Source organism: Aurantimonas litoralis, assembly GCF_026153195.1.
Classification (GTDB): Bacteria; Pseudomonadota; Alphaproteobacteria; order Rhizobiales; family Rhizobiaceae; genus Aurantimonas; species Aurantimonas coralicida.
The window spans coordinates 18,757-42,784 of sequence record NZ_JAPFBM010000006.1; the positions used below are offsets into that span (position 1 = coordinate 18,757).

Sequence of the window (24,028 nt, forward strand, 5' to 3'; positions counted from 1 at the left end):
CGTGGGTATCGACACACCACCACCACCCGGCGAGCCGGCCAATCTCGCCGTTGCGCTATCGCTCGCGGCCAAGGGTTTTGCCGTGTTCCCGGTGCAGTCCGGCGGGCCTAAGGCCAAGGCGCCGATGCCGTTCTTCCGGTGGCGTGATCAGTCGTGCTCGGACCCTACCGTCATCCGCGAATGGTGGCGGAAGTGGCCCGATGCGGCGCCGGCGCTGGACGTCGGCAAGTCGGGTCTCTTCGTCATCGATGCCGACCGGCACGATCCAGAGCATGACGGCGTCGAGGCATGGGCGGCTGTCATGGAAGATGCCCACGCGTCCCCCTATGGCATCCCGATCGTGGCCACGCCGAACGAGGGCAATCACTGGATATTCCGGCAAGAGGGCGGCCTCGGTAATCGCAAGGGCCGGCTTCCCAAGGGCGTCGATGTCCGGGGCGACGGCGGCTACATCGTCGCGCCCGGCGCGATCATGGCCGATGGGCGGCGATATGAATGTGACGGCGATCCTGCCGAGGCGCCGCCGGTCCCCGACTGGCTGGCCGGGTGGCTTGAGGGGGTGGCCGGCGAGGGAGGCGGTGGAGCCGTCGAACTCCTGCAACGCAAGGCTCCAGACCCGGCCGGTTTGGGTTCGCCATCTGCGCCATCGACCAATACCAGCCCCGACGAGATCGCCGACCTCCTCAGCCACATCCCGGCCGACTGCGGCTATGACGAGTGGGTGCAGGCGCTCATGGCTGTCCATGCTGCGACGGGCGGATCCGGCCATGGCCTCTCCCTTGCCGACGCTTGGAGCTCCGGCGGGTCGAAGTACAAGGCCGGCGAGGTTGCCCGGAAGTGGAAGTCGTTCCGATCTACTGGCGTGAATGGTGCGACCCTCGCCGCGCTGGCAAAACAGTACGGAGCCGACCTCTCGGCGATCCGTATCGCCCACATGCCCCCGGAGGATCCGGAGGCGCTCGCCCATGGTCGGAAGGTCGTGGCGGCCCTCTCACGTGCGCGCCGCCTGATCGAGCACTCCGACGGTACCGTCACGGATGAGGATGGGGTGATCGTCGATGTCGGTGGGCAGGGTGAGGGGTTGGCGACTGCAAGCGTTGCCACCACCCCACCGCAGCCATCACACCCCACATTTCCGCCCGGCCTGGTGGGCGATATCGCGCAATGGATCTGCGACACATCCCGGCGGCCGCAGCCGGGGCTTGCCCTTGGCGCCGCGCTGACGATCGTCGGTACCGCGGCCGGGCGGCAGTTCGTCGGTCCGACCGGATCGGCCACGCACCTCTACGTTCTCGGCTTGGCGCCGACGGGCGCCGGCAAGGATTTCGCCTTGCAGCAGATCGAGCGGATCCTCGCGGCCGCCAGGATGTCGCATCACATCGGCCCATCCGAATTCATTTCCATGCCGGCAGTCGTCAACTTCCTCGTCAGGTCGCCACTGTCCCTCTGCGCCATGGACGAGTTCGGCGACTTCATGGCGCGCATCGGCAACAAGCGGGCGTCGGGCTTCGAGCGCTCGATCTCGAAGGTGCTGCGGACGATGTGGGGCAAGTCCTTCGCCAACTACACTACGCCGGAATGGGCGGGAAAGGAGGCTGCGACGATCCACGCGCCTGCCATCTCGATCTATGGCGCATCGACTCCGGAGCAGTTCTGGCGCGCTATGGAGGGCGGGAGCGTAGAGGATGGCACGCTGAACCGGTTCCTGCTCGTGGGTGGGGCTGGCCGTCCAGAGGAGCGGGACCCGACCCATGATCCTGCGACAGTCCCCGCTTCGATCGTCGACGCGCTGCTCGCCATCTATGAGCGGTCCGGCGCTATGCAGGCGACCCTGCGCAACCAGGCCGACATGGATCCGACACCGAACCGGCAGGTGGTTTCATGGTCTGGGCCCGATGCGAAACACACCTACGACCAGTTCAGCAAGCGGGTGGAGGCGAAGCTTTCCGACCCCGACAGCGCGAGCTTTTATGCCAGGACGGCCGAAATGGCGCTGCGGATCGCGACGATCGTCGCCGTCGGTCGCCACCCCTTCAATAGCCTGAATTCCGTTTCGGTAGAGGACATGGAATTCGGGAAGTTGGTCGCGCTCGACAGTGCCGAGACGATGATCGCCGGCGCGGCGGACTATATGGCCGACACGGACAATCAGGCAGCCGCCCAGCGGGTCCGCCGTATTGTCAAGGAGCGCGGCGGTCGGGTGCAACACAAGGTGCTGCTACGGGCAATGCAGCACTCAATGAAGGCGAGGGATCTGCGAGACCTGCTGGGATCAATGGTCGACGCCGAGGAACTCGAGCTGCAGAAGGTCGAGCCGGATGCGGGTGGCACGCCAGTGACGTGGTACCGGACACTCGAGTGAGCAGCTTATCCCCGAAGTTATACACAGCCGCATAGCGCCGACCGCGTTCTGACGGAGACCGACTCTGAATACGTGCACGGATGAGGTGTGGCCGTTGCCGAACAGCACGGAATCGGTGATGTTGGTCTCTGGCCCCGATTCGTCGAGGTCAAAAGGGGCGGGCCGCCCTGCGTCAACAGGTGCGGCCCGTATTTCAAACCACCTTGCGGGGGCTTCGTTGTGATCACGAGACCATATGTCGGCCAACACCGGATTATGTCAACCGATCTTTGAAGCCTCCGCTCCATTCGCCAAGGAGCGATATTTCAGTGCAACAGCATCTCGAACTGATCCCTCACCAGGCCCAGGGATCGACCATCTATCAGCGACCCGGTGACGGCTATATCAACGCTACAGCGATGTGCCAGGCCGCAGGCAAGCGGTGGAACCACTACTCCGTCGTGAGTTCCACGAGAGCTTTTTTGGACGCTCTGGCTATCGAAACCGGTATTCCGGCTTCGACGCTTGTCCAGTCGATCAAGGGTGGGGATGTGCGCATCCAAGGCACTTGGGTCCACCCCCAAGTGGCAATCAATCTTGCCCAGTGGCTCTCCGGGGAGTTTGCCGTCAAGGTCAGCCAGTGGGTCTATGACTGGATGGCTGGCAGAGCCAAACCAGCCACTCCCTCGGTCCCTTATCACCTCCGGCGGTATGTCGCGAACCAGAGGAATGTGCCGGTCGGTCATTTCTCGCTTCTGACGGAGATGACCCAAGCTCTCATCGCCCCCGTTGGAGATAATGGGCTACACGCTGCCGGAGCGGTTGATGCCGGACATCTCCCATGGGCGGATGTTCTGCAAATGGCTGCGGGATAAGCATGGCATCGATACCGACACGCTGCCGACGTACACTCACGTGTTCGAAGATGGTCGACGGGTTCAGGCGAAGGCCTATCCGGAGAGCCTCTTGGCCGACTGGCGCCGCCACTTCCGTGACGAGTGGCTGCCGAACAGGTCGATCGCCTATTTCTCCGGGAAGGACAGCGCTGCCCTCGCGTATCTCCCGAGGCTGCTTCCGGCACCGCCGCAGGCAGCCTGACTGCCCCACACTCACGCCACGAGAGCCGCCCTCCGGGGCGGCTTTTTCGTGTCCAAGTCGGTGTTCACACGGTGTTCCCAATTCGACGTGAACACCGTGAACACCGGCCGGAAATTTTGTGAACACCGTGAACACCGGTGTGAACACCGTTCCGGGTCTAAGTACCTAATCTATATATATATTTATTCAGTGTTCACGGTGTTCCCGCTTTTTCCCGTCCTATCCTTCTTATAACCTCTTATTGCCGTTTATCAGATTTCCCGGCAATATCGGGCCGCAGAACAGATATTCACGCGCGCGAGGGAACACCGCCATGGACCGGGTATCGCAGCTAGAGGCACGCATCGAGAGGCTTGAAGCCTTGCTCGCAGGTTTCGCTGGTGCCATCGTCGATGATGCGCGTCGGGAGCGTGGGGCGAGGGCAATCCGGAACCTCGCCAACGCCTTCGATCCTCATCCCCAGGGGGGGATCGATCCGGACATCCGCAGGGTAGTCACGGTCGAGGCAGTCCGGCTGATCCGGGCTGGCGGAGAGGTCAGTCATGCGGACCTAGTGCGCAGCCTGAAGGGCAGGGCGAAGTCGGCGCAGATCACGACTGTGATGACGTCGCTTGCGGAGGATGGCGAGGTGTGGATCCGCAGGGAGGGCGAGGGGCGCCGCGGCAGACCCTCGATCTTCTACACGCTCGCCCTGAAAACGAGTTGACCCGATAGCGAACACACCACACAATCACCCCGCTCACGACGCCCCGTTCCGGGCTCCTCGCCGCCACACGAGGAGCCATGATGCAGGACAAGATCAGCCCCACATCCATGCCACCAATGCGGGACCGGATGTCAGACTATGACGTCTCCCCCGACATTCTCGAAGTCGCCGCAGGTCTGAACTGGTACGCGCTACAGGTGCCGCCACAGAAGGAATTCGTGGCGCAGAAGATCCTGCGTCGGTATGGGCTCCGGACGTTTGTCCCGGTGCGTGTGGAATACCGGCACTCCAGCAAAAAATCCCGACAGCTTCGGCTGCCGAAACGCGAAGTCCGCATGGCGGTTGCTCCACGTTACGTGCTGGCAGGGTTCGAGAGGGGAAGGCCGCTCTGGTTCAGGTTGTTCAACCTACCATGCATCACGGGAGTCGTAGCCGGCTTGGACGGAAGGCCCATGCTGCTTCCGAACAAGGAGGTGCGCCGTCTGATCCGGCGCACTGCGACCGGCCTAAACGCTCCCGAGGCGCAGAAGCACATGCGCACCCATAGGGAATTTTCAGTAGGGGATGATGTTCGGGTCATGGACGGCCCCTTCGATGGCATGGTCGTGCCGGTCGTAGCGATCGGGGGCGGGTTCGCCAGATTGGGCATGACGCTGTTCGGGGGTGCTGTAGATGGCGTCGAGATCGCGCTTGACATGCTGGAGGCGGCATGAATCTATACGCGCAGGACGCCCCCGGTTTGATGCGCATGATGACGCGCACGCTCGGACCCAGCCCCAGCGATAGCTAGGCGGCATGGATGGGGTCTTATGGGTCAGCGGAAGCTGGCCCTTTTCTTTTTCATCACCCAAGGACATGGTCATGGCGCTCGGCGAGAAGCGGGGACGCTTCGTCGAGGAATATCTCCACGACTTGAACGCGACCCAGGCGGCCATCAGGGCCGGCTACAGCCAGAAGACGGCCTATTCGCAAGGCCAGCGGCTGTTGAAGGATGTTGAGGTTTCGGCCGCCATCGCCGGAGCCAAGACTGCCCGATCGGCCCGCACACGGGTCGACGCCGATTGGTTGCTCCGCCGCCTCGCCGACGAAGCCGAGGCCGACGTGGCCGATCTCTATGACGAGAACGGATCACTCCGGTCGGTCCAGGATTGGCCCCCGATTTGGCGCAAGGGCCTTGTTGCCGGCCTCGATGTCGAGGAGGTGAAGGAGGAGGGCGTGACTGTTGGCGTGATCCGGAAGCTGAAGCTGTCCGATCGCGTCAAGCGCCTTGAGCTGATCGGCAAGCACGTCGAGGTACAGGCGTTCAAGGACCAGGTCGAGACAAGCGGGAATGTGACGGTCAACATCGCCGGCCCGGATGCCGACCTTTAGCCTCACGGCGAAACAGCAGGAACTGCGCAACGCCGCCGCTGGGCCATCCCGCCATATTCTCGGCTATGGCGGGTCGCGGTCGGGGAAGACGTTCGGGTTCTGCTACTGCGTCGCGACGCGTGCGCTCGCCGCTCCCAGCTCACGCCACCTCATCGCCCGGCTTCACAACATCGACGTGCGGCAGGCCGTGATGATGGACACCTGGCCGGCGATGATGCGGGCCGCCTATCCCGGCGTCCCGTATACCCAGAACAAGCAGGACCAGTTCATCACGATGCCGGATGGCGCCGAGATCTGGTTCGGAGGTTTGGACGACAAGGAGCGGGTCGAGAAGATTCTCGGCAAGGAATTCGCCACCATCTACTCGAACGAGTGTTCGCAGATCGCCTACGAAACGATCCTCACGCTCCGCACCCGCCTTGCGCAGAACGTGAAGCGCCGAGACGGCCGAGATCTCCCGCTCAAGGCCTATTACGACCTGAATCCTGTCGGTCGATCCCACTGGACTTATCGCGAGTTTGTCGAGGGCGTTCGGCCGGAGAACAGGCTTCCACTCCCGACTGGCACTCGCGCCTACGTCACGCTGAACCCGGATGACAATCCGCACCTGCCGGCTGCCTATCTCGAGGAGCTGGACACGCTCCCGGAGCGCCAGCGCCAGCGCTTCAAGGAGGGGAAATACCTCTCGGAGGTGCCGGGCACACTATGGCCGCAGGATCGCATTGATGCCGGGCGCCGGGCTTCACCGCCAGACCTGACCCGCATCGTGATCGGCGTCGACCCATCGGGTTCGGACGGCATGGGCGGCGACAGCCAGGGCATCATCGTCGTCGGCAAAGGCGTCGATGGTCATGCCTACGTGCTGGAAGACGCGACCTGTCGTCTGTCGCCTGCCGGATGGGGCCGTCGAGTGGTCGAGATGCATGCCAAGTGGCGTGCCGACAAGGTGGTCGCGGAAGCGAACTACGGCGGCGCGATGGTCGAGAGCACCATCAAACTGGCCGACAACACGGTGCCGGTCCAACTGGTGACGGCGTCCAGGGGCAAGCATGTCCGGGCCGAGCCGATCGCCGGCCTCTATGAGGATCGCGATGGCTATCCGGCCCGGGCGCACCACGTCGGCACGTTCGTCGAGCTTGAAGACCAGATGGCGATGTTCACGACCGATGGATACCAAGGCAGCGGCTCACCGGATCGCGCTGATGCGCTTGTCTGGGCGATGACCGATCTGATGCTAACGGGGTCGAACTACAACCTCGCCGCATGGGGGTGACCGATGCCCTGCAAATCCTGCGCTGAGCGCCGCAAAATGCTGGCCGAGGCCCGGAAGAAGGGCGCTATGGCAGTCGCCAAAACCTTCCCCGCAGTCGGCCGCCACCTGATCCAGAACCCACCGAAAAAAGGAAAGTAGCCGGTGCGGTTTCTCGATTCCATCGTCAACATCTTCACCGGCCAGGGGCTTGGTAAGGGGAAATCGCAGGGCGCGACTTACAACTTCGCCCCCATGGACCCGATGGAACTGGAGGCGGCCTATCGCGGGTCGTGGCTGGCCCGGAAGGTCATTGACATCCCCGCCATGGATATGTGCCGGGAATGGCGCGACTGGCAGGCTGAGAACGACGAGATCGAGAAGATCGAGGCCGAGGAAAAGCGGTTGAACGTCCGCGGCAAGGCGCTGGAGGCCAAGACCAAGGCGCGGCTGTACGGCGGCGCGGCGATGTTCATCGGCGATGGGTCGGTCAACCAGTCCGACGAGTTGCGACCGGAGCGGCTGGCCGGAGGGGGGCTCCGCTATCTCCCTGTCCTGACATGCACCCGCCTGGCAGCCGGCGAGCTGGAGACCGACGTAACTTCCCCATGGTACGGCACGCCGAAGGTCTACACACTGCAGACCGGCACAGGCGCGCAGGTGATCGTTCATCCGTCCCGGCTGGTGCGGTTCATCGGTGCCCCGCTGCCGAACGTGGAAACCACCGTCGCCACGACGTGGGGCGACAGCATTCTGGAGGCCGTGTCCCGCGCACTGAAGGATGCCGAGGCGACCGCGGCGAACGTGTCCGAGATGACCCACGAGGCCAAGCTCGACGTCATCAAGATCCCGGAACTTACTGCTTCGGCGTCGCTGCCTGATTATGAGGCCCGGCTGACCAAGCGCGTGGCCACGTCGATGATGATCAAGGGACTCTACAACGCGCTGATCATCGACGGCGCCGAGGACTACCAGCAGAAGCAGATCGACTTCGCCACGCTGCCGGACGTGATGGACCGCTTCATGCAGATCGCAGCCGGCGCCGCGGATATCCCGGTGACGCGGCTTCTGGGCCAGAGCCCTGCGGGCATGAACAGTACCGGCGCCCACGACGAGAAGAACTATTTCAACCGCGTCCGTTCCATGCAGGAACTGGAGATGCGGCCTGCCATGTCCGTGCTCGACGAGTGCATCATCTGGTCCGCGCTCGGGAAGCGTCCGGCAGAGGTGCATTACCGCTGGTCCGAACTGTTCCAGCTCGACGAGAAGGATCACGCGGAGATCGCACTGAAGCACGCGCAAGCGTTCCAGATCGATGCGAACTCGGGCCTGATCCCCGACAGTGCACTCGCCAAGGGCCGCGTCAATCAACTGGTCGAGGCTGGCACCTACCCCGGCCTTGAGGCGGCCATGGACGAAGCCGAGGCCGAAGGCGACGCGATCGACTTCAGCGAGAAGGCGACGGCAGCGGAAGAGGCGGCACGGGCAGCGCAGCAGGCGCCGGCTACCGTGGCCCGCATGCAGGCAGCGGCGAACGATGCTGCACCCCGGACGCTGTATGTGCGGCGGGACGTGCTGAACGCGGCCGACATCATCGCTTGGGCCAAGGGGCAGGGGTTCGATACCACGCTCCCAGCCGACGACCTGCATGTGACGATCGCGTTCTCCCGCCAGCCGGTGGACTGGTTCGCGGTCGGGGAATCGTGGTCGCCCAAGCTGGAGATCGGTGCCGGTGGCCCGCGTCAGATGGAGCGGTTCGGCGAGGCCACGGTCCTGCTGTTCACTGCCTCCGACCTTCGCTGGCGTCATCGCGACATCATCGAGGCCGGCGCGACTTGGGATCATCCCGAGTATCAACCGCACATCACGATCAGCTACGGCGACAAGCGCCCGCTGGCCGAGATCGAGCCGTATCAGGGTGAGATCGTGCTCGGGCCGGAGATCTTCGAAGAGGTCCAAGAGGATTGGGCCAAGGGCATCAAGGAGAGCTGATCATGTCCGAAGTCGACAGCACTAGCGACGAGCGCACCGTCAACAACACCATGCGCCACGCCTACCGCGTCCTGAGCGACGAGGAAAAGGCGTCGATGCAGGAGATCAAGGACATGGGGCTCGCGTTCCATGACCGGATCGGCGCGCTCGGCAGCAGCCGGGAAGTCTCGATCGCCAAGACGAAGGTCGAGGAAGCCGTCATGTGGGCGGTGAAGCACGTCACCGCCTGACCGGTGCAGTCCTACAGCCTCTCCCGCATGGCCGCGACGAAGACCAAGCGGCCGACGATCACGCTTCCGCCGATCACGGATAGCATCGGGGCCCGCAAAGAGTACGAACGCGCTCTCCGTGCCATGCTGCGGTCACTGGCAGCCACGGTGCGTTCCGAGGTGCTTCCGGCCGCCGAAGCCGAGATCGCCCGTCAGCGGTCATCCATGACGCAGGACGCGCTGGGCGAGTTCGTGTTCGAGGGTCTGAAGCAGTTGGCCGTCCGGCTGGGCGTCATTGCCGAGGGCATGGTCGGTCGCATCCTCCGGCTGGAGAGCGAGCGGCACACCAAGAAGTGGCTGGCCTCGGTCCGGTCGACCATCGGGATCGACCTTGCCGCGGTGGTGAGCCAGGAGGATCTGGCGGATTACCTGATCGACGCGAACCGGCGCAATGCTGGGCTGATCCAGAGCCTTGCGCGGGACACCGTCGCGAAGATCGAGCGCGCCACCTACGACGCGGTTCTGCAGGGTCAGACGGCAGCGCAGCTACGCAAGCGGCTCACCGACGAGTTCGGGGTTGCCGATCGCCGCGCCAAGATCATCGCAAGGGATCAGGTTGCGAAGACCACCTCGGACTTGAACCGGCTGCGGCACGTTCAGGCGGGGGTAACGTCCTACACCTGGATGACGAGCCGGGACGAGCGCGTGCGGCCGCGTCACAAGGAACTGGACGGCAAGGAATACGAATACGGGAAGCCGACCGGCGCTGAACAGGGATTGCCGCCCGGCCAGCCCATTATGTGCCGGTGCGTCGCGCGCGGCATCGTGGTGATGGACGGGGAGCGGTTCTGATGGCTGTAAAGACGACCCACAGGCTACCGCCTTACGACGAGGCGCACCTGCAATACACGTTCGATCTGATCGACTGGCACATCCACCAGATCCCCGAGGGCGATCCGAACTGCGAGCGGCCGGACATGATGGCTGCGATGAAGGTCATCGCCTACTATCAGGGGCTCTACCGGCGCTATCACCCGAACACCTAGTCGTTCCGCTTCATCCACTCGTCGAGCGCGCCGATCACATCGCTCGGCGCGTCTATGCGCTCGGACATCAAGTCTTTCAGGATCGCGTCTTTCAAGGACTGCGGCGCACACCACTCGAACAGCTTGGACATGATGGCTTCCAGCCGTTCGTCCTGGCGTCGCAGGTGAAACTCCAGCTCGTGCACTTTCAGGGCGCTGTTCAGCACGTCGGTTCGCAGCGTGCGGACGAGGCTTTCCAGTTCTTTGAGGCGGTCGGGATTGGTCGTCATCGGCGCGGACAATACCACAATCGAGGGCTCTGGCCATGATCTGTGTGAAGTTTGGCGCGGACATCCGCGTCCGCTGGTGGGTCCGTGCGCTCACGTTCCTGCCGCTGCCTTGGCCGAACCGGGCAGCCGATTGGATCGCCACCCACGGCATCGACATCCGGCCCTACACGGTCCGCGAGGACGGCACCAAGGATTACATGTGATGCAGTTCATCGACGCGGCCGAGGTCGAGAAGCCTCGCGTCACCGCCGACGGCTACCTCGTGGCCGACGCCCGGATCGTGCGCACCGGCATCCAGATCTACGCCGGCATCGAAGTCGGCAAGCCCGAGATGCAGATGGTCCGGGTCTACCGGCCGGAAGCGGAAGTCTTCCACCGCGACAGCCTGGCCTCGTTCTCGCACATCCCGATCACCAACGATCACCCAGCCGAAGCCGTGACGGCCGACAACTGGGCATCGCTGGCCAAGGGCGAGACCGGCGACGAGGTGCTGCGGGACGGCCAGCGCCTGCGCATCCCGCTCATTGTGAAGGACGCGGCCGCGGTCAAGACGATCCAGTCAGGCAAGCGCGAGCTCTCCGCCGGCTATTCCTGCGAACTCTCATTCGAGGACGGCGTCACGCCCGAAGGCGAGGCCTACGACGCGATCCAGAAGAACATCCGGGCCAACCACCTGGCGATCGTCCAGCGCGGGCGAGCCGGATCGGAATGCCGCATCGGTGACGGTGCGGTCCACTGGGGCATCGCCCCGCTCACTGTAGAGGACAAGGAACCTCCCATGGCCCTGAAGACGGTTACCGTCGATGGCATCCCGATCGAAGTGACCGATCAGGGAGCCACGGTTATCGCCACGCTGCAGCAGCGGCTCGGCGACACCACCACCAAGCTTTCCGACGCCGAGAAGGTCCACGCCAAGGCGTTGGCCGACAAGGATGCGGAGATCGCCAAGAAGGACGCCGAGCTCGACGACGCGAAGGGCAAGATCCTGTCCGACGCCGATCTCGACAAGCGCGTCCAGGACCGCGGCGATCTCGTCGCGCTGGCCGGCGCCATCGCCAGGGACGTGAAGACGACCGGCGTCTCCGATGCCGACATTCGCAAGGCCGTCGTGGTCGCCAAGCTCGGCGATGCCGCGGTCGAGGGCAAGTCCGCCGCCTACGTCGATGCCCGCTTCGACATCCTCGCCGAGGACGCGAAGAAGGGCACCGATCCGGTGGCCCGCGCACTCGCCGATGGCAAGCCGGCCCCGGTCACCGACAACGGCCAGACGGCCTACGAAGCGCGCCTCGGCGACGCCTGGAAGGGAGCGAAGTAAATGGCTGTCCAGTCCACCTACAACGAGACGATGGATGCAGCCCGCGCCGGTATGCGGGCGAACATGGAGCCGGTCGATCTGATCTCCCGCACCGTCGAGACGGCTGCCGGGGTCGGCTTCGGCAAGGTCGTCCAGCAGGGCACCGCCGACAAGGGCTGCAAGTCCGATCTCTCCGGCATGACGGCGCAGACCTACGTCGGCATCACCATGCGCGAGCGCGGTGTGCGGCCGGAAACGCCGAACGCCTTCGCCCAGTACGAGTCCGCGCTGATCATGCGCAAGGGCGTCATCTGGGTCGAGGTCGCCGTCGCCGTCACCCCGGCTGACATCGTCACCGTCACGCTCGCCTCTGGCGTCATCGGCAAGACTGCCGTCGGCGCGGGCGTCGTGGCCATTCCGAATGCGCGGTGGGAATCCAGCACCTCTGGTGCCGGCCTCGCCATGCTCCGTCTGGGCTAAGGAGACCCGATCATGAACCAGCACGTCTTTGACGCCCAGGCTGCAACCGGCTTCGTCCGCTCGCAGACCACCCATGTCGAGCAGGGGGTCAACGAGACCGTCTATCCCGACATTCAGTATCCGTCGCTCATCCCGGTGGACACCTCGGCGAACCCCTTCGCCCAGACGGTCACCTACTACTCGAGCGACAAGGTCGGTCGGGCCGACTGGATCAACGGCAATGCCGATGACATCCCGATGGCCGGCTCCGAGCTGAACGAGCACAAGACTGCCGTCTACACCGCGGCGATCGGCTACGGCTACGGCTGGGAAGAGATCAACGTGGCCATGATGACCGGCCGCAATCTCTCCAACGACGATGCCATGGCGGCGCGTCGGGCCTACGAGGAGATGGTCGATCGTGTGGCTCTGGCCGGCGACGCGACCAAGAACTTCAAGGGCCTGATCGATAATGCGGCGGTCATCGCCGCGAGCGTGACGACCGGTGCCTGGGCGACTGCCACCGAGGATCAGATCCTCGCCGACGTGAACGAGGTGCTGCTCGGCATCACCACCGACACGAAGGAAATGGCGATGGCGAACACGCTCCTGCTTCCCTACGAGAAGCTGAGCATCCTCGCCTCCAACCGTCTCGGCGATACCCAGGGCACGATCCTCGACTTCCTTCGCCGCAACAACGTCGTCACCGCGATGACGGGCCAGGAACTGACGATCCGCACGGTGCGCGGCCTCTCCACGGCTGGTGCCGGCGATACGGCGCGCATGGTGGCCTACCGCCGCGATCCTTCGGTGCTGAAGCTGCATATCCCGATGCCGCACCGGTTCCTGCCGGTCTTCCAGGATGGCCCGCTGCACTGGGTCGTTCCGGGCGTCTTCCGGCTGGGCGGCCTCGATATCCGCCGCCCGAAGGAAGTTCGCTACGGCGACGGCATCTGAGGAGGGCGGACCATGGCGAACGTCACGAACAAGCATACGGCGCCGCTCACGATGGGCGGCGTCACGGTCCAGCCGGGCAAGACGGCGAAGATCGACAACTGGCGGATGGTCTCCGGCGGCAATGCCGTGCGGACCTGGCTGAAGCTGGGCGTCATCGAGGCCGACGAGGAGCCGGCAGAGCGAGCCCTTGCCGGCCTGAAGCGGGACGAGCTTCGCGGCTTCGCTACGGGTCCGGCCGAGACGGCAGACGCTCCCGCTGGCGCCTATTCCGTCAAGCAGACCTCGCCGGGCTGGTTCGCCGTCTTCCAGGGCGACGAGCAGGTCACCAAGGGTCTGCGCAAGGACGACGTGGCCGGGTTCGACGAGTTCTCGGACGACGATAAGGCCGCCTTCGTCGAGGCGAACAAGGCCGAGGACTGATCATGGCCTACACCGTGCCGACCGTTGCCAATCTCAAGGCGCGGTATCCCGAGTTCGATGCGGTCTCCGATGACCTCGTCACGCTCGTCATCACCGAAGCGGCCGGCACGGTCTCAACCTCATGGCTGGAGCGGGACTATGCCTCGGCCATCATGCTCCTGACGGCGCATATGCTGGTCACCGAAGGCGCGGTCGAGCGGGCCAACCCGGATGGCGACGGCACGTCCAGCATGACGACGACGGGGGCGGTGAAGTCCTATCGCGTCGGCGAGGTGCAGGTCAGCTACGCCGGGACAGGAGAGGGGGCAGGAGCCGCGTCAGGCGATCTGTCGGGCCTTTCCGCCACCGAGTACGGGAAGCGCTTCCTAGCGCTACGCAGGGCCAATTTCGGCGGGCCGATGGTCGCCTGATGTTCACGGCGCGAATTGAACGGCGACTGAAGTGGCTCGGCTTCAAGGCCTTGGCTGCTCTCTACCGCGGCCCGACGAAGGTGAAAGTCGGATTCCCGGCGGGCGAGGCTGAAGCTGACATCGTCCAGCGTGCGATGTGGCAAGAATTCGGCACGAAGGGCGGCGGCTGGGGCGGCCCCATTCCAGAACGCCCTTTCATGCGGAATGCGATGCGGGCGAACCGCGATAAATACCGAAGGTTCATGCAGGCGGCCGCGATGAACACGCTCAAGGCTGGGTCATCCGGGTTGGCGCTTAGGACGGGCTCGCCTTTGCGCAATTCACTCGACCAGATCGGCATTCTGGCGCAGGGCGACATTCAAGCTGAAATCACGTCCCTCCGGAGCCCGCCGAACTCTCCGGTGACGATCAAGCTCAAGGGTAGCAGTAACCCGCTAATTTCGAGCGGAGAAATGAGGCAGAAGGTGACTTGGAAAGTCGAGGACTAGGGGCTCGCGGGCTTCTGCCGCTCCCGCCTCTTCAGTTCCCGCTCGATAGCCTCGCGGATCACGTCAAGACGCGGTTCACCATCGGCGCAGACCGCATCGATCCGCGCGGTCGTGCCTTCGGCGAGCGGCAAGGTGATCCGCTCCGGGTATTGCATCTTCCGTCCCACGCGAGACGGCTTTGCATAGGTATGAAATTCGATCAATGGCTCGCCTTTCGTATGTACGATACGTTGACGGGGTAGCATATATACGATAAACCTTCAATCGTAGATACGATTGGAGAAAACGATGTCTGATTATAGAGGCAGGGGCTCGCTGGGGGCGCAGGTGAGCTTTCTCGTTCATGCGCTTCGTATCGCCGCTGATAGGCTCTACGAGGAAGGCGCTCCCTCATACATGGTCGATGACGCTCGATCGGCGATCGCAATGGTTGAGCAGAGGCAGGTCCCGATTTCCGAGGACGCCATCGACGCGGCGCTCACAGCGGGGACGCCGGGGCCAGTGGCGGTGAAGCCGCTTGAGTGGGAGGGACTCGAGAAAAGCGGCGTCGTCGAATACTGGAGCGTGCAAACCGCGCTGCACCAGAACGCAGAATATGAGGTCTATGACTCCGGCGGCGGGTTGTTTCGGTGCGACTTCGACGGGTCGCGGATCGCAGCAGGTTGCGACAGACCCGAAGAAGCCAAAGCCGCCGCCCAGGCCGACTACGAGCGCCGCATCCGGTCTACTCTTGTAGTCACCCCGATAGCCAATGTGCTGGCCGCACTGGAGCCTTTTGCCAAAGCCGTCTTCCCTGACGCCACCACGATGTCGGGATGGCGGTTCGGAACCGCGCCGTCTTCTGGCGACTACCAGCGCGCCCACAAAGTTTTTCACAGCCTGCCATCCAGTGACCGCATTGCCGATAGTGGCATCAATGCGATCGAAGCGGAACGTCAGGCATGACCGGCACGTGTCGCATCGAAGGATGCGAGAGGCCGGTTGTCAATCTGAAGCGCCAACTCTGCGAGCATCACTACGCAAAGTGGAAGACCTACGGCGACCCGGAAGGCGGGCGACCGCCGAAGCCGAAGTCCAGTGATCCGTGGTCGGAGGAACCGTACTGGAGGAAGGCGCGGCAGCGCCTATTCGATAACATTGAGGTGCTGGAAAACGGGTGCTGGCAGTGGCGCGGCACGTTCTTCACGAGGAACCCTTACGCGCAGTTTTCAGCGAACGAGAAGACCCTACGGGCTCACAAGTTTGCCTATGAGGCGCTGCGGGGCAGGGTTCCTGACGGGCTGATCCTCGATCATCTCTGCCGGAACACAGGATGTGTGAACCCGGCCCATCTGGAGCCGGTCACTCATCAGGTGAACGTGCTTCGCGGGGAAGGCTTCGCGGCGGAGAACGCGGTCAAGACGCATTGCGTCAATGGGCATCCGTTCGACGCAGAGAACACCGGCTATTGCCCGAACGGCGACCGTAGGTGCAGAGCCTGCGGGCGGATCAATGCGGCAGCGCATCTGGCGAGGCGATCACCCGAGCAGATCGCTCGGGATAGGGCTCGGTGGAACGAATACGATCTGAAACGTCGCGAGAAGAAGCGGGCGGACAACCGCAGACGCTATCTCTTGGCGAAGGCAAAGGCGCAGTGATTTGCTCAACCTCGCTCCCGCATTCAACGCACTGACCACCACGGCGGTAAGTCACGAGCGGGACGAGGAAGGGGCATACGTCAACGGGAAATGGGTTCCGGGGGAAACGGTCGTCACGCCTATCAGGGCTTCTGTGCAGCCCCTTTCCGGCTCCGAGTATAACAACCTCCCGTCCACCATCCGCAACGAGGCGCAGGCGAAGTGCATCACCCGCCATGCGGTGCAGTCTGGCGACCGGATCATCGACGGGGCGACCACCTACAAGGTGCTCTCGGCTGACGACTGGCAGAAGCTCGGCGGCTACACGCGGGCGATTCTCGGGGCGCTGCGATGACCGAGGCCGAGGTTCTGGACGCCACCCGCAACTGGATCGCCGACGCGACGGGCATTCTCTGGATCGACAGCTACCAGGGCGGGCCGGAGCCGGCGGAACCCTATGGCGTCATCAACCTGACGATGGCCGACGCCGTGCATGAGCACCCGAGCGATATCGAATACCCGGTGACCGACGAGGGCACCGAAGACGAGACGATCCGCCAGGCGCCGGTGCGCGACTGGTTCTGGCGCTTCTCGCTGAACGTCTACGGAGACGGAGGCAAGACGCTCCTGCGCAAGATCAAGACGGCGCAGCACGTGCCGACGGCGCTGGAAAGCCTCGCTCCGCTGTCTCTCTTCGAAACCTCGCAGATCCGTGACGCGACCGAGCTCCTGAACGAGGAGTGGCAGGCACGGGCGCAGATGGATCTGGAAATCCGCGGCATCGTCCGCGATGGCCTCGTCATCGACGTCGCCGAGACTGCCCCGGTCGATGTGAGCCGGGTCTAACCGGGCAACCGCCCTCCCATCATCAAGCCTGGCCCGGTTAGGGCTTCAACCATGAGGTTCCCTCCATGGCACGACTTCCGTATTCGCGCGTCGTCAACGTGCAGCTCACCCGGCAGGACGCATTCCCGAGCCGTCGCGGCTTCGGTGTCCCCCTGTTCCTGACTTCGACGGCAGTGGCCGGCGAACTGGACGCAACGAACCTGACCAAGGTCTACGGATCGATGGAAGAGGTCGCCGCCGACTGGGATGCGGCCGACGATTTCTATCTGGCCGCCCAGCAGGCGTTCTCGCAGCGCCCGTCGCCGCTCCAGATCAAGGCCGGCTACTATGACGCGGACGCGGTCGATGCCGGCGCCGATGCTCCGGCCAAGGCAGCGCTGCTCACCGATGCACTGGACGCGATCCAGGACGTCGACCCAGGCTGGTACTGGCTCGATGTCGAGACCGATCTCCGCGACAGTCCGCTGCTCGACGGCGTCATCCCGTGGATCGAAGCGCATCGCAAGATGGCGCTGATCACGTCCAACGACGCGCTGATGAAGGACGAGACCGACACGACCAACGTCGCGGCCCGCTACAAGGGCACCGTTGAGCGCACGGCGATCTTCTGGCACGACAACGCCGCCTATTTCCCCGGCTTCGCTCTGGCAGCCTTTCTCGGCACCTACAGCTTCGACAGCGCCAACTCGGCCTACACCGGCGCCTTCAAGTTCATCCGTGGCCTGCCGGCGTCCAATATCGGTTCCGCAGCGCTCCAGGCGATCACCGGCTTCGTGCCGGCGCTCGGCGAGGACGAGATCAGCGGCCACGTCGCCAATGCCTATGTCGATATCGGCGGCCGTAACCATACCCAGTTCGGCACGACCCTGACGCCCAACGTCTTCATCGACGAGATCCATTCGGGCGACTGGATGGTGGCGCGCATGGAGGAGGAGATCCTGGGCGTGCTTCTGAACAATCCCCGCGTCTCGTTCGACAATCCCGGCCTGAACCTTCTGGCCTCGGGCGCCCGCACGGTCATGCAGCAGGCCGACCGGGCCGGACTCGTGGCAGTGGATTACGACGAGGAAACCGACGAGCGCCTGCCGCCCTACGAGATCATCGTCCCGGACGTGTTCTCGGTCCCGGCCTCGCAGCGTAAGGCGCGCATCGCCCCGCCGATCGTCGTGAACTATCGCGCTGCCGGCGCTGTGCATTACGCGCAGGCCCAGATCAACGTCCGCTACTGATAGGGGCCTCGGAACATGGCACAGACCTCCAGCTATTCGTACATTGATGTTACCTGCACGCTGAACCAGCGCGCGGTCCTCGGCATGTGGGAAGGCGACGATGCAGTCGCCATCACCGAAAGCGAGGACATCGGCACTGGCCTCACCGGCGCCGACGGCTCCGGCATCTTCTCGCAGCACGCGGGCAAGGCATCGCAGATCTCGATCAAGCTCCAGCATACCTCGCCGACGCACCGCTACCTGACGCAGCTTCTGGAACAGCAGCGGGAAGGCGGCCTTGATGGCGTGCCGTTCACCGTCCAGGACCGTCGCTCGGGCGAGGGCGGCACGGCCGACAAGTGCTTCATCATGCAGGCGCCGGCCACCGAGAAGGGCAAGGCCGCGACCATGCGGGAATGGGTGCTGTGGACGTCGCAGTATGACCGCAGCATCCCGAACGGTTGAGGTGATCTGTGGCTGAAAAGAAGATCGACGGCGTCATCTACTCGGTGACGCCGATCCTCGCCAAGCGGGCGGTCGTCCTGCAGGCGAAGCTGACGAAGGTGATCGGCCCGGCGCTGCCGGCGCTGATCACTGCGCTGGCGAACCGGACGGACGAGGCGGCACAGCAGAAGGCGGCGATCGATGCTCTGAACGCCATCGCTGCGACCATCGACCCGGAGGCCTTCGGCGATCTGGTTGAGGAGATCGTCCAACTCGCCGAGGTTCAGGATGGCGGCCGCTATCGACGGGTCATCATGGATCAGGACTTCACCGGCAACCTGCAGGGCATCCTCCCGGTCGTCGGCTTCGTCCTTCAGGAGCAGTTCGGTGATTTTTTTACCGCACTCACGGCGAATGGAGCGCGAAAGCTTCCGGCAAAAGCCTGAGCGAAGCCGAGATCAGCAAGATCGCGCCGAACCTGAACCTGTTTCTGTGGCGGCCGGTCATATCTGAGCCGCCGATGTGCACGCCGGGCGACCTCAATCAGTGGGTGACGCTGACCGACCTGCTCGACATGCACGAGGCGCTGGACCTGAAGGGCGCCATGCAGGAACGGGCGATGGAGAAGGACTAGCTGCCGGTCTCGCAAAAGCCTTCGCCGATCTGTCGCAGTTCGTCCCGCATGACGGCGGCATCCCAGATGCGAATCCTCACACGGTCCCCGGCAGGCAAGCCTGCATCTGACATGACGAGGCAGAGATAGTTGGCGTAGCCGTCTCTGGACGAGCCATCATCCTGCATCGACACCCACAGGGTACGGCCACCGTTCTGGAACATGGCCTCGACGACCTTCGGCTCCGCTCTGATTTCTTCCAGAGCAGCGTCTTTCCAGTCGGCATGGGCAGCGGTCGAAAGCAGCATCGCAGACGCGGTGATCAGGCTTCGCATCGGTCTTCCTCCATTGAGTTCGCCCCGTATATCGACGCCTGAGCCCAAAGGATCAACGCATGGCCGTGATCGACGAACTCGTCGCAATTTTGGGCTTCGACGTTCGCGGAGAAGGCGAGCTTCGGAAGTTCAACCGTGGTCTCGACGGGGCTGAGCGCAAGGCGCGTAGTTTTTCTCAAACGCTCGTCGCCCTTGGAGGTGCGGCAGTTGCGGCTCTTGGTGGCTTGGCTATTGGTCGTCAGGTCGGCGACTTCGTCAGTTCGATCGCCACCGTCAACGCGCAGTTCGAAACCTACGAAGCCACGCTCAAGACCATCACCGGGTCGGCGGAGGAAGCCCGCCGGTCGATGGACTGGATCACCGAGTTCGGCCGCACCACGCCTTACGAGGCTGGGCAGGTCACCGAGGCATTCGTTCGGCTGAAGTCCTATGGCATCGATCCGATGGACGGCTCACTTCGGACGGTCGGCGATGCGGCATCGGCCATGGGCAAATCGCTCATGTCTGGCGTCGAGGCCATCGCAGACGCGGTGACCGGCGAGAACGAGCGCCTGAAGGAGTTCGGCGTTCGCGCCAGCGCCGAAGGCGACAACATCACGTACACATGGACCGAGAACGGCAAGGTCCTCACCAAGACGGTTAAGAAGGATGCCGTCCAGATCCAGAAGGCCCTGATGGGCATCTTCGGCCGGTTCAAAGGCGCGATGGACGAGCAGTCGAAGACCTGGGTCGGCATGACGTCGAACCTGTCCGATAGCTGGACGGAATTCCTTCGCGAGATCGGTGACGCAGGCTACTACGACGACATCAAGCGCCGGCTGCAGGGCACGCTGGACTTCGTGAACACGGCATTTGAAAGCGGCATGGTCGCTGACGTCGCTGGCGGCATCTCTGACGGCCTGATCGCGGCCTTGAACACCACCACGCATCTGGCGACCCAGGCATGGCGCGTGGGCTCTGCGTTCTATAATGCAGCCGCAGGCGTCCGCGAGTTGATCGGCCGTGTGACAGGGCTGTCTGACACAATGGTCGCGGCCGGGTTGGGTGCGGGGGCGGTCGCGTCTACGGCGATGGGCCGCGGCATCATCATGGCTCTGGCCCGGCGGATACCGTATGTCGCAGCAGCTCTGGCGATCGATGACATCGTTTCAGGCTTGAACGGCGACAACAGCCTTGTCGGATCAACCGTCGAAGGCCAACAGGCGCTCGACGGCCTGAAGGAGAAGTTCACGGCGCTGGAGACAGCGGCGACCGGCTTCGCTGACAGCCTTGGTTCGGTGCGGGACCGCATCGCAGAAGCCCTGACCCTGCCGGATATGCCGGATCTCGGCGTGCAGATGGAAGGCATCCTCTCGCGCCCGGCGGAGATGATCGACCGGACGCTCAAGAGCTTTGAGCAGTTGGTCACCGATCCCGGCCAATATGCGATCGACCTGATGACGACGGGCATCAACAACCTGGCCGCGGCGATGGAGAACGTGGCGGCCGTCCTCACGGCGCTGTCGTCGCCGATCGAATCCATCAAGTCGGCCATCGAGAGCCTGAAGGCCACCCTGGCATCGCTTGATGCGATGCTGCCGGGCGCCGGCGGGACGGCGCAGGCCAACCCCGGCGCTGGGAAAGTCGCGACCACCGGTCAGACGACACGTGCCCCGTCAACCACTGGCGGCTCCACCGGCATGGTGGACCTCATTCGCTCTGGCGCCCAGACCATCGAGGGCATGAAGGCGGAGTACGGGCTGACAGAGGAGGCCATCATGAAGGTGGCTCTCGACCTGTCGCAGTTCCTGGCGCCGGCCAACCAGGCGCTGCGGATCAAGGCTGACCTGTCCCGAGGCTTCACCGCTGTGGCGAACCTCGACATCACCCAGTGGATGGCGAACGCGGACAGGGCCGAGACCCGCTTGCGGACGCTGCAGGCAGCAGCCGGCGGGGCATCGGGCGCCGTCCGGTCCCGTCCGCAGGTCGCACAGTCGGCGGCGGCACCATAGGAGGCACATATGCGCAATCTGATCATCCGATGGCTGCGGCTGGACGAGCGGTATCTCACAGCCGCCGACCTTGAAGCCGCGGCGAAGCCGGCAGGGCCTAGCCCGGAGGTGATCGAAGAGATTTGGCGGATCGGCATGGCCATGTACGCTGACTACGGCCCATGCAAAGCAGCCGCCGTCGATGATCCGATGGTTCCGAACCCGGAGCTGGCGAAGGAACTCTGGCAGATCGCCAGCAACGTCTATCACTCGATAAGCCCGGACGAGACGAACCCGCATCTGCGCCACCTCGCGGCGCTGCCGCTGCGCGAACGGCGGTTCCGGCCCGACCTCGGGATCACCCCACGAGCTGAGGGGTTCGTCGGCCCGGCCTTCTACGAACTGGGGCCTAGTTACTACGACCACGCTGATCGAGTAAGACAGCAAGGTCCATTGCGAGATCCAGAGCGGCCTTAGAAGGCAGTGAAAACATCATCGGTGCTAGCCCTTCGACGCGCACTCGGATTTCAACCGTGTGCCCGGGATGGATGCCGGCTCGCATCTCAGTAGCTGGAAATTCAAACAGTGGCTTGCCATCGGCAGGCATTTCCACGCCCGACCGTCGTGAGTCGTCCAGCACGTAGGCCGCGAACTCCTGTGAACCGCGGACAGTCATCCGAACATCAATCTCTTGGTCACCGTCCACTGAGGTGATGATCGCGGTCTCGCCTTCGATCCTATTCTTGATGTGCGTCGCCATCTCGGTCTCCTTCGGCTGTCCGATCCCTACCGCTGCAACCTTGAGCAGGCCCATCCATGAGCGCGATCCTCTTCTCCCGCGCCATCGGGCCGGTGCCGATTGCAGTCGTGGAATCCGAACAGCCGGAAAGCGTTCTGTCGATCACGGAGATCCCGCTGGAGAACGGTGCGACGGCGACAGACCACGCACACATGGAGCCGGAACGCCTCGCCTGGAACGTCGTGACGGACAACGCGGCGGTGACATGGCAGGCGCTGAAGGCGTGGCAGGCGGAGCGCGTCCCGTTCACGGTGGTCTCCGGCTTCGACGTCCACACCGATCTCTTGATCAAGCGCATTGCTCCGGAGCGGACATCGCAGTTCAGCCGGGTTTTCCGTGGCAAGGTCGAGTTCCAGAAGGTCCTGATCGTCTCGTCGGCTTCGGTGCCCGGCGATGCATCCGCCAGCGGCGAGAGCGGGCGCAGGGGCAGCGAAGCATCATCCGGTGGGGCGAAGAACCCCGGCGGGGCGAAATCGCGCCGTGCGGCCACGCCTGCGGCTTCCCGAGCGTCCGGCGCGGCAGCGGTCGATCGGGCATCGGGCACGGTCAACCGTGGCGACGCGCGCACCACCCCCGTCCCGGCTGACAGCGGCCGGGGCTCCTCCATCCTCTATGGGCTCACACAATGATCGAGCTTCCCGTGATCGACGCGGCGGATCAGGAGTTCTCCGTCGTGCTTCTGAACCGCCGGGCGACGTTCCGGCTGCGATATGCGCCGTTCTCGGATCGCTGGTCGCTGGATCTGTCCCTCGATGACGAGCCGGTCCTGCATGGGCGCCGGGTCGTGCTGGGCGTCGACCTGCTGGCGGCGTTCAACTTCGGCATCGGGCATCTGGTGGCAGCGACGGCGCAGGAGGGCGGCACCGCCGTTCCCGGTCGCGACGAACTGCCGAACGGCGTCGTGCGGCTCTACCATTTCACCGACGCGGACATCGCAACGGCTATCGCGGCGAGGGGCTGATGTCCGAGTTCTATCTTCGGAAGGTCAGGCTGTACCTGCGCAAGAACGGCAGGATCGTCCACACCATCAACCCGGGCGACGATACCAACGACCAGGTTCAGGTTCAGTTCTCGATCGACAAGAACCTCTCGAGCTCTGCGAACACCGGCCTCGTCGACATATGGAATTTGGCCGAGGGAACACGCAACGCCTTCGGCCGGGAGTTCGACGGCATTGTCCTGGAAGCTGGCTATATCCCGCCATCGGGTGGATCGAACGTCGGTGTGATCTTCGCGGCCAGCTTCCGAGACGTGACGCACAATCCGGACCAGAAGGACAACATCATCACCACCGTCCAATGCGGCGATGGTGATGCCGCCATTCGCCGGGCCACGATCAACAAGACCTATCCGGCCGGAACAAAGGTCGGGACCATAGTCGATGACATCGGCGCCCAACTCGAGAAAGAGGGCATCAGCCGCGGCGAGGTGAAGGGTCTGGACGATCTGCCGCCGACGAAGCGCCCCTATTCGATGTGCGGATCCTGCATGCGTGAACTGGACCACATCGGCAGGTCCTACGGTCTGCACGCCAGCATCCAGAACGAGACATTCGAAGTCATCCCCGCGGATGGTTTTCTCGGGGGCCTGACGCTCCTGACGCTCGATACCGGGCTGATCGGGGCGCCATCCATCACCGACGCGGGGGTCAAGGCCGACTGCATGATGGCGCCGGATATTCGGCCCGGGCGCCGGGTGCGGATCGAGTCCGACACGTTGGAAATGAACTCGGAGGGCGGCGTCTACCGGGTCGGCTCCTGCACCTACACGGGGAACAACCGGAACGGCGAGTTCAAGGTCTCGATCTCGGCAGAATCCGTCACCGGCAAGAAGGTCAACGTCGGGCCGGCGCGTCCGCCGATCCCCACACCGCGACCGGAGAACTGAT

At 64.0% G+C, this 24,028-nt stretch carries 34 protein-coding genes; 30 read left to right on the forward strand and 4 right to left on the reverse strand.

The features are described from left to right. Position 1: 1 nt before the first annotated feature. The 11 genes from N7I30_RS13865 (at position 2) to N7I30_RS13915 (ending at position 10,012) form a co-directional block, all read left to right on the forward strand. The gene (locus tag N7I30_RS13865) at positions 2-2,362 is read left to right on the forward strand and encodes a bifunctional DNA primase/polymerase (protein WP_498639599.1); all 2,361 of its coding nucleotides are present in this window, start codon (positions 2-4) and stop codon (positions 2,360-2,362) included. A gap of 398 nt (positions 2,363-2,760) precedes the next feature. After that, complete coding sequence (locus N7I30_RS13870) at positions 2,761-3,216, forward strand: KilA-N domain-containing protein (RefSeq protein ID WP_498639799.1); 456 nt, start codon at positions 2,761-2,763, stop codon at positions 3,214-3,216. Next, entirely contained in the window at positions 3,140-3,439 is a 300-nt protein-coding gene (locus N7I30_RS13875) for a BstA C-terminal domain-containing protein (RefSeq protein WP_498639601.1), read from the forward strand. Before N7I30_RS13870 ends, N7I30_RS13875 begins: the two co-directional genes overlap by 77 nt. A gap of 313 nt (positions 3,440-3,752) precedes the next feature. Continuing rightward, positions 3,753-4,145: a hypothetical protein gene (locus N7I30_RS13880; protein WP_498639603.1), complete on the forward strand. Its 393-nt coding sequence runs from the start codon at positions 3,753-3,755 to the stop codon at positions 4,143-4,145. Positions 4,146-4,222: 77 nt separating this feature from the next. Continuing rightward, entirely contained in the window at positions 4,223-4,858 is a 636-nt protein-coding gene (gene nusG / locus N7I30_RS13885) for a transcription termination/antitermination protein NusG (protein WP_498639605.1), read from the forward strand. Between the two features lie 148 nt (positions 4,859-5,006). After that, positions 5,007-5,516 carry a terminase small subunit gene (locus N7I30_RS13890; protein WP_498639607.1) on the forward strand — a complete coding sequence of 170 codons (510 nt, stop codon included), beginning with the start codon at positions 5,007-5,009 and terminating at the stop codon, positions 5,514-5,516. Then, a complete protein-coding gene (locus N7I30_RS13895) occupies positions 5,503-6,789 on the forward strand; it encodes a phage terminase large subunit (RefSeq protein ID WP_498639609.1) in 1,287 nt (428 codons plus the stop codon). Before N7I30_RS13890 ends, N7I30_RS13895 begins: the two co-directional genes overlap by 14 nt. A 141-nt stretch (positions 6,790-6,930) precedes the next feature. Beyond that, positions 6,931-8,757 (forward strand): anti-CBASS protein Acb1 family protein, encoded by a 1,827-nt coding sequence (locus tag N7I30_RS13900; protein ID WP_498639611.1) that lies wholly within the window; start codon positions 6,931-6,933, stop codon positions 8,755-8,757. 2 nt (positions 8,758-8,759) lie between these two features. Continuing rightward, entirely contained in the window at positions 8,760-8,987 is a 228-nt protein-coding gene (locus tag N7I30_RS13905) for an Acb2/Tad1 domain-containing protein (RefSeq protein ID WP_498639613.1), read from the forward strand. 27 nt (positions 8,988-9,014) lie between these two features. After that, on the forward strand, positions 9,015-9,818 hold the full coding sequence (locus tag N7I30_RS13910; RefSeq protein WP_498639615.1) for a phage head morphogenesis protein: 804 nt from the start codon (positions 9,015-9,017) through the stop codon (positions 9,816-9,818). Continuing rightward, positions 9,818-10,012 carry a hypothetical protein gene (locus tag N7I30_RS13915; protein WP_498639617.1) on the forward strand — a complete coding sequence of 65 codons (195 nt, stop codon included), beginning with the start codon at positions 9,818-9,820 and terminating at the stop codon, positions 10,010-10,012. Before N7I30_RS13910 ends, N7I30_RS13915 begins: the two co-directional genes overlap by 1 nt. Here the strand turns inward: N7I30_RS13915 and N7I30_RS13920 are convergent. Next, positions 10,009-10,281 carry a hypothetical protein gene (locus N7I30_RS13920; protein ID WP_498639619.1) on the reverse strand — a complete coding sequence of 91 codons (273 nt, stop codon included), beginning with the start codon at positions 10,279-10,281 and terminating at the stop codon, positions 10,009-10,011. The two genes, N7I30_RS13915 and N7I30_RS13920, sit on opposite strands and share 4 nt — an antisense overlap. A gap of 35 nt (positions 10,282-10,316) precedes the next feature. On the opposite strand from N7I30_RS13920, the gene N7I30_RS13925 reads away from it, so the two are divergent. From N7I30_RS13925 to N7I30_RS13955, 7 genes are read left to right on the forward strand one after another with little or no spacing between them, the layout of a single operon-like run. Then, positions 10,317-10,484 carry a hypothetical protein gene (locus N7I30_RS13925; RefSeq protein WP_498639621.1) on the forward strand — a complete coding sequence of 56 codons (168 nt, stop codon included), beginning with the start codon at positions 10,317-10,319 and terminating at the stop codon, positions 10,482-10,484. After that, a complete protein-coding gene (locus N7I30_RS13930) occupies positions 10,484-11,596 on the forward strand; it encodes a DUF2213 domain-containing protein (RefSeq protein ID WP_498639623.1) in 1,113 nt (370 codons plus the stop codon). The genes N7I30_RS13925 and N7I30_RS13930 overlap by 1 nt, the downstream gene beginning before the upstream one ends. Beyond that, positions 11,597-12,055, forward strand: coding sequence for a structural cement protein Gp24 (locus N7I30_RS13935; RefSeq protein WP_475365118.1), 459 nt, complete (start codon positions 11,597-11,599; stop codon positions 12,053-12,055). A 12-nt stretch (positions 12,056-12,067) separates the two neighbouring features. After that, positions 12,068-12,991: a DUF2184 domain-containing protein gene (locus tag N7I30_RS13940; RefSeq protein ID WP_498639625.1), complete on the forward strand. Its 924-nt coding sequence runs from the start codon at positions 12,068-12,070 to the stop codon at positions 12,989-12,991. A 12-nt stretch (positions 12,992-13,003) separates the two neighbouring features. Then, on the forward strand, positions 13,004-13,411 hold the full coding sequence (locus tag N7I30_RS13945; protein ID WP_498639627.1) for a hypothetical protein: 408 nt from the start codon (positions 13,004-13,006) through the stop codon (positions 13,409-13,411). Between the two features lie 2 nt (positions 13,412-13,413). Further along, complete coding sequence (locus tag N7I30_RS13950) at positions 13,414-13,821, forward strand: DUF4054 domain-containing protein (protein WP_498639629.1); 408 nt, start codon at positions 13,414-13,416, stop codon at positions 13,819-13,821. Further along, positions 13,821-14,309 (forward strand): hypothetical protein, encoded by a 489-nt coding sequence (locus N7I30_RS13955; RefSeq protein WP_498639631.1) that lies wholly within the window; start codon positions 13,821-13,823, stop codon positions 14,307-14,309. Before N7I30_RS13950 ends, N7I30_RS13955 begins: the two co-directional genes overlap by 1 nt. Here N7I30_RS13955 and N7I30_RS13960 read toward each other — a convergent pair. After that, the gene (locus tag N7I30_RS13960; protein WP_498639633.1) at positions 14,306-14,512 is read right to left on the reverse strand and encodes a hypothetical protein; all 207 of its coding nucleotides are present in this window, start codon (positions 14,510-14,512) and stop codon (positions 14,306-14,308) included. The genes N7I30_RS13955 and N7I30_RS13960 overlap by 4 nt on opposite strands. Before the next feature lie 85 nt (positions 14,513-14,597). Here N7I30_RS13960 and N7I30_RS13965 point away from each other — a divergent pair, with 85 nt between their 5' ends. The 7 genes from N7I30_RS13965 to N7I30_RS13995 all read left to right on the forward strand — a co-directional run bounded on the left by N7I30_RS13965 (position 14,598) and on the right by N7I30_RS13995 (position 18,869). Then, positions 14,598-15,254, forward strand: coding sequence for a hypothetical protein (locus N7I30_RS13965; RefSeq protein WP_498639635.1), 657 nt, complete (start codon positions 14,598-14,600; stop codon positions 15,252-15,254). Continuing rightward, entirely contained in the window at positions 15,251-15,946 is a 696-nt protein-coding gene (locus tag N7I30_RS13970; RefSeq protein WP_230789415.1) for an HNH endonuclease signature motif containing protein, read from the forward strand. The genes N7I30_RS13965 and N7I30_RS13970 overlap by 4 nt, the downstream gene beginning before the upstream one ends. A gap of 1 nt (position 15,947) precedes the next feature. After that, the gene (locus N7I30_RS13975; RefSeq protein WP_498639637.1) at positions 15,948-16,280 is read left to right on the forward strand and encodes a phage head completion protein; all 333 of its coding nucleotides are present in this window, start codon (positions 15,948-15,950) and stop codon (positions 16,278-16,280) included. Beyond that, complete coding sequence (locus N7I30_RS13980) at positions 16,277-16,771, forward strand: phage neck terminator protein (protein ID WP_498639639.1); 495 nt, start codon at positions 16,277-16,279, stop codon at positions 16,769-16,771. Before N7I30_RS13975 ends, N7I30_RS13980 begins: the two co-directional genes overlap by 4 nt. Before the next feature lie 65 nt (positions 16,772-16,836). Next, positions 16,837-18,000 carry a DUF3383 family protein gene (locus N7I30_RS13985; protein ID WP_498639641.1) on the forward strand — a complete coding sequence of 388 codons (1,164 nt, stop codon included), beginning with the start codon at positions 16,837-16,839 and terminating at the stop codon, positions 17,998-18,000. Between the two features lie 15 nt (positions 18,001-18,015). After that, a complete protein-coding gene (locus tag N7I30_RS13990) occupies positions 18,016-18,444 on the forward strand; it encodes a phage structural protein (protein WP_498639643.1) in 429 nt (142 codons plus the stop codon). 8 nt (positions 18,445-18,452) lie between these two features. After that, on the forward strand, positions 18,453-18,869 hold the full coding sequence (locus tag N7I30_RS13995) for a phage tail assembly chaperone (RefSeq protein ID WP_498639645.1): 417 nt from the start codon (positions 18,453-18,455) through the stop codon (positions 18,867-18,869). A 184-nt stretch (positions 18,870-19,053) separates the two neighbouring features. On the opposite strand, the gene N7I30_RS14000 is transcribed toward N7I30_RS13995, so the two are convergent. After that, positions 19,054-19,371 (reverse strand): hypothetical protein, encoded by a 318-nt coding sequence (locus N7I30_RS14000; RefSeq protein ID WP_498639647.1) that lies wholly within the window; start codon positions 19,369-19,371, stop codon positions 19,054-19,056. Positions 19,372-19,430: 59 nt separating this feature from the next. On the opposite strand from N7I30_RS14000, the gene N7I30_RS14005 reads away from it, so the two are divergent. Continuing rightward, positions 19,431-21,362: a tape measure protein gene (locus N7I30_RS14005; RefSeq protein WP_498639649.1), complete on the forward strand. Its 1,932-nt coding sequence runs from the start codon at positions 19,431-19,433 to the stop codon at positions 21,360-21,362. A gap of 9 nt (positions 21,363-21,371) precedes the next feature. Then, positions 21,372-21,818: a hypothetical protein gene (locus tag N7I30_RS14010; protein WP_498639651.1), complete on the forward strand. Its 447-nt coding sequence runs from the start codon at positions 21,372-21,374 to the stop codon at positions 21,816-21,818. Here the strand turns inward: N7I30_RS14010 and N7I30_RS14015 are convergent. Continuing rightward, complete coding sequence (locus tag N7I30_RS14015) at positions 21,751-22,155, reverse strand: hypothetical protein (protein ID WP_498639653.1); 405 nt, start codon at positions 22,153-22,155, stop codon at positions 21,751-21,753. The two genes, N7I30_RS14010 and N7I30_RS14015, sit on opposite strands and share 68 nt — an antisense overlap. A 2-nt stretch (positions 22,156-22,157) precedes the next feature. On the opposite strand from N7I30_RS14015, the gene N7I30_RS14020 reads away from it, so the two are divergent. From N7I30_RS14020 to N7I30_RS14030, 3 genes are read left to right on the forward strand one after another with little or no spacing between them, the layout of a single operon-like run. Continuing rightward, the gene (locus N7I30_RS14020) at positions 22,158-22,769 is read left to right on the forward strand and encodes a phage baseplate protein (protein ID WP_498639655.1); all 612 of its coding nucleotides are present in this window, start codon (positions 22,158-22,160) and stop codon (positions 22,767-22,769) included. Continuing rightward, the gene (locus tag N7I30_RS14025; protein ID WP_498639657.1) at positions 22,766-23,101 is read left to right on the forward strand and encodes a phage baseplate plug family protein; all 336 of its coding nucleotides are present in this window, start codon (positions 22,766-22,768) and stop codon (positions 23,099-23,101) included. The genes N7I30_RS14020 and N7I30_RS14025 overlap by 4 nt, the downstream gene beginning before the upstream one ends. After that, positions 23,101-24,027 (forward strand): baseplate hub protein, encoded by a 927-nt coding sequence (locus N7I30_RS14030; RefSeq protein ID WP_498639659.1) that lies wholly within the window; start codon positions 23,101-23,103, stop codon positions 24,025-24,027. The genes N7I30_RS14025 and N7I30_RS14030 overlap by 1 nt, the downstream gene beginning before the upstream one ends. Position 24,028: the final 1 nt, after the last annotated feature.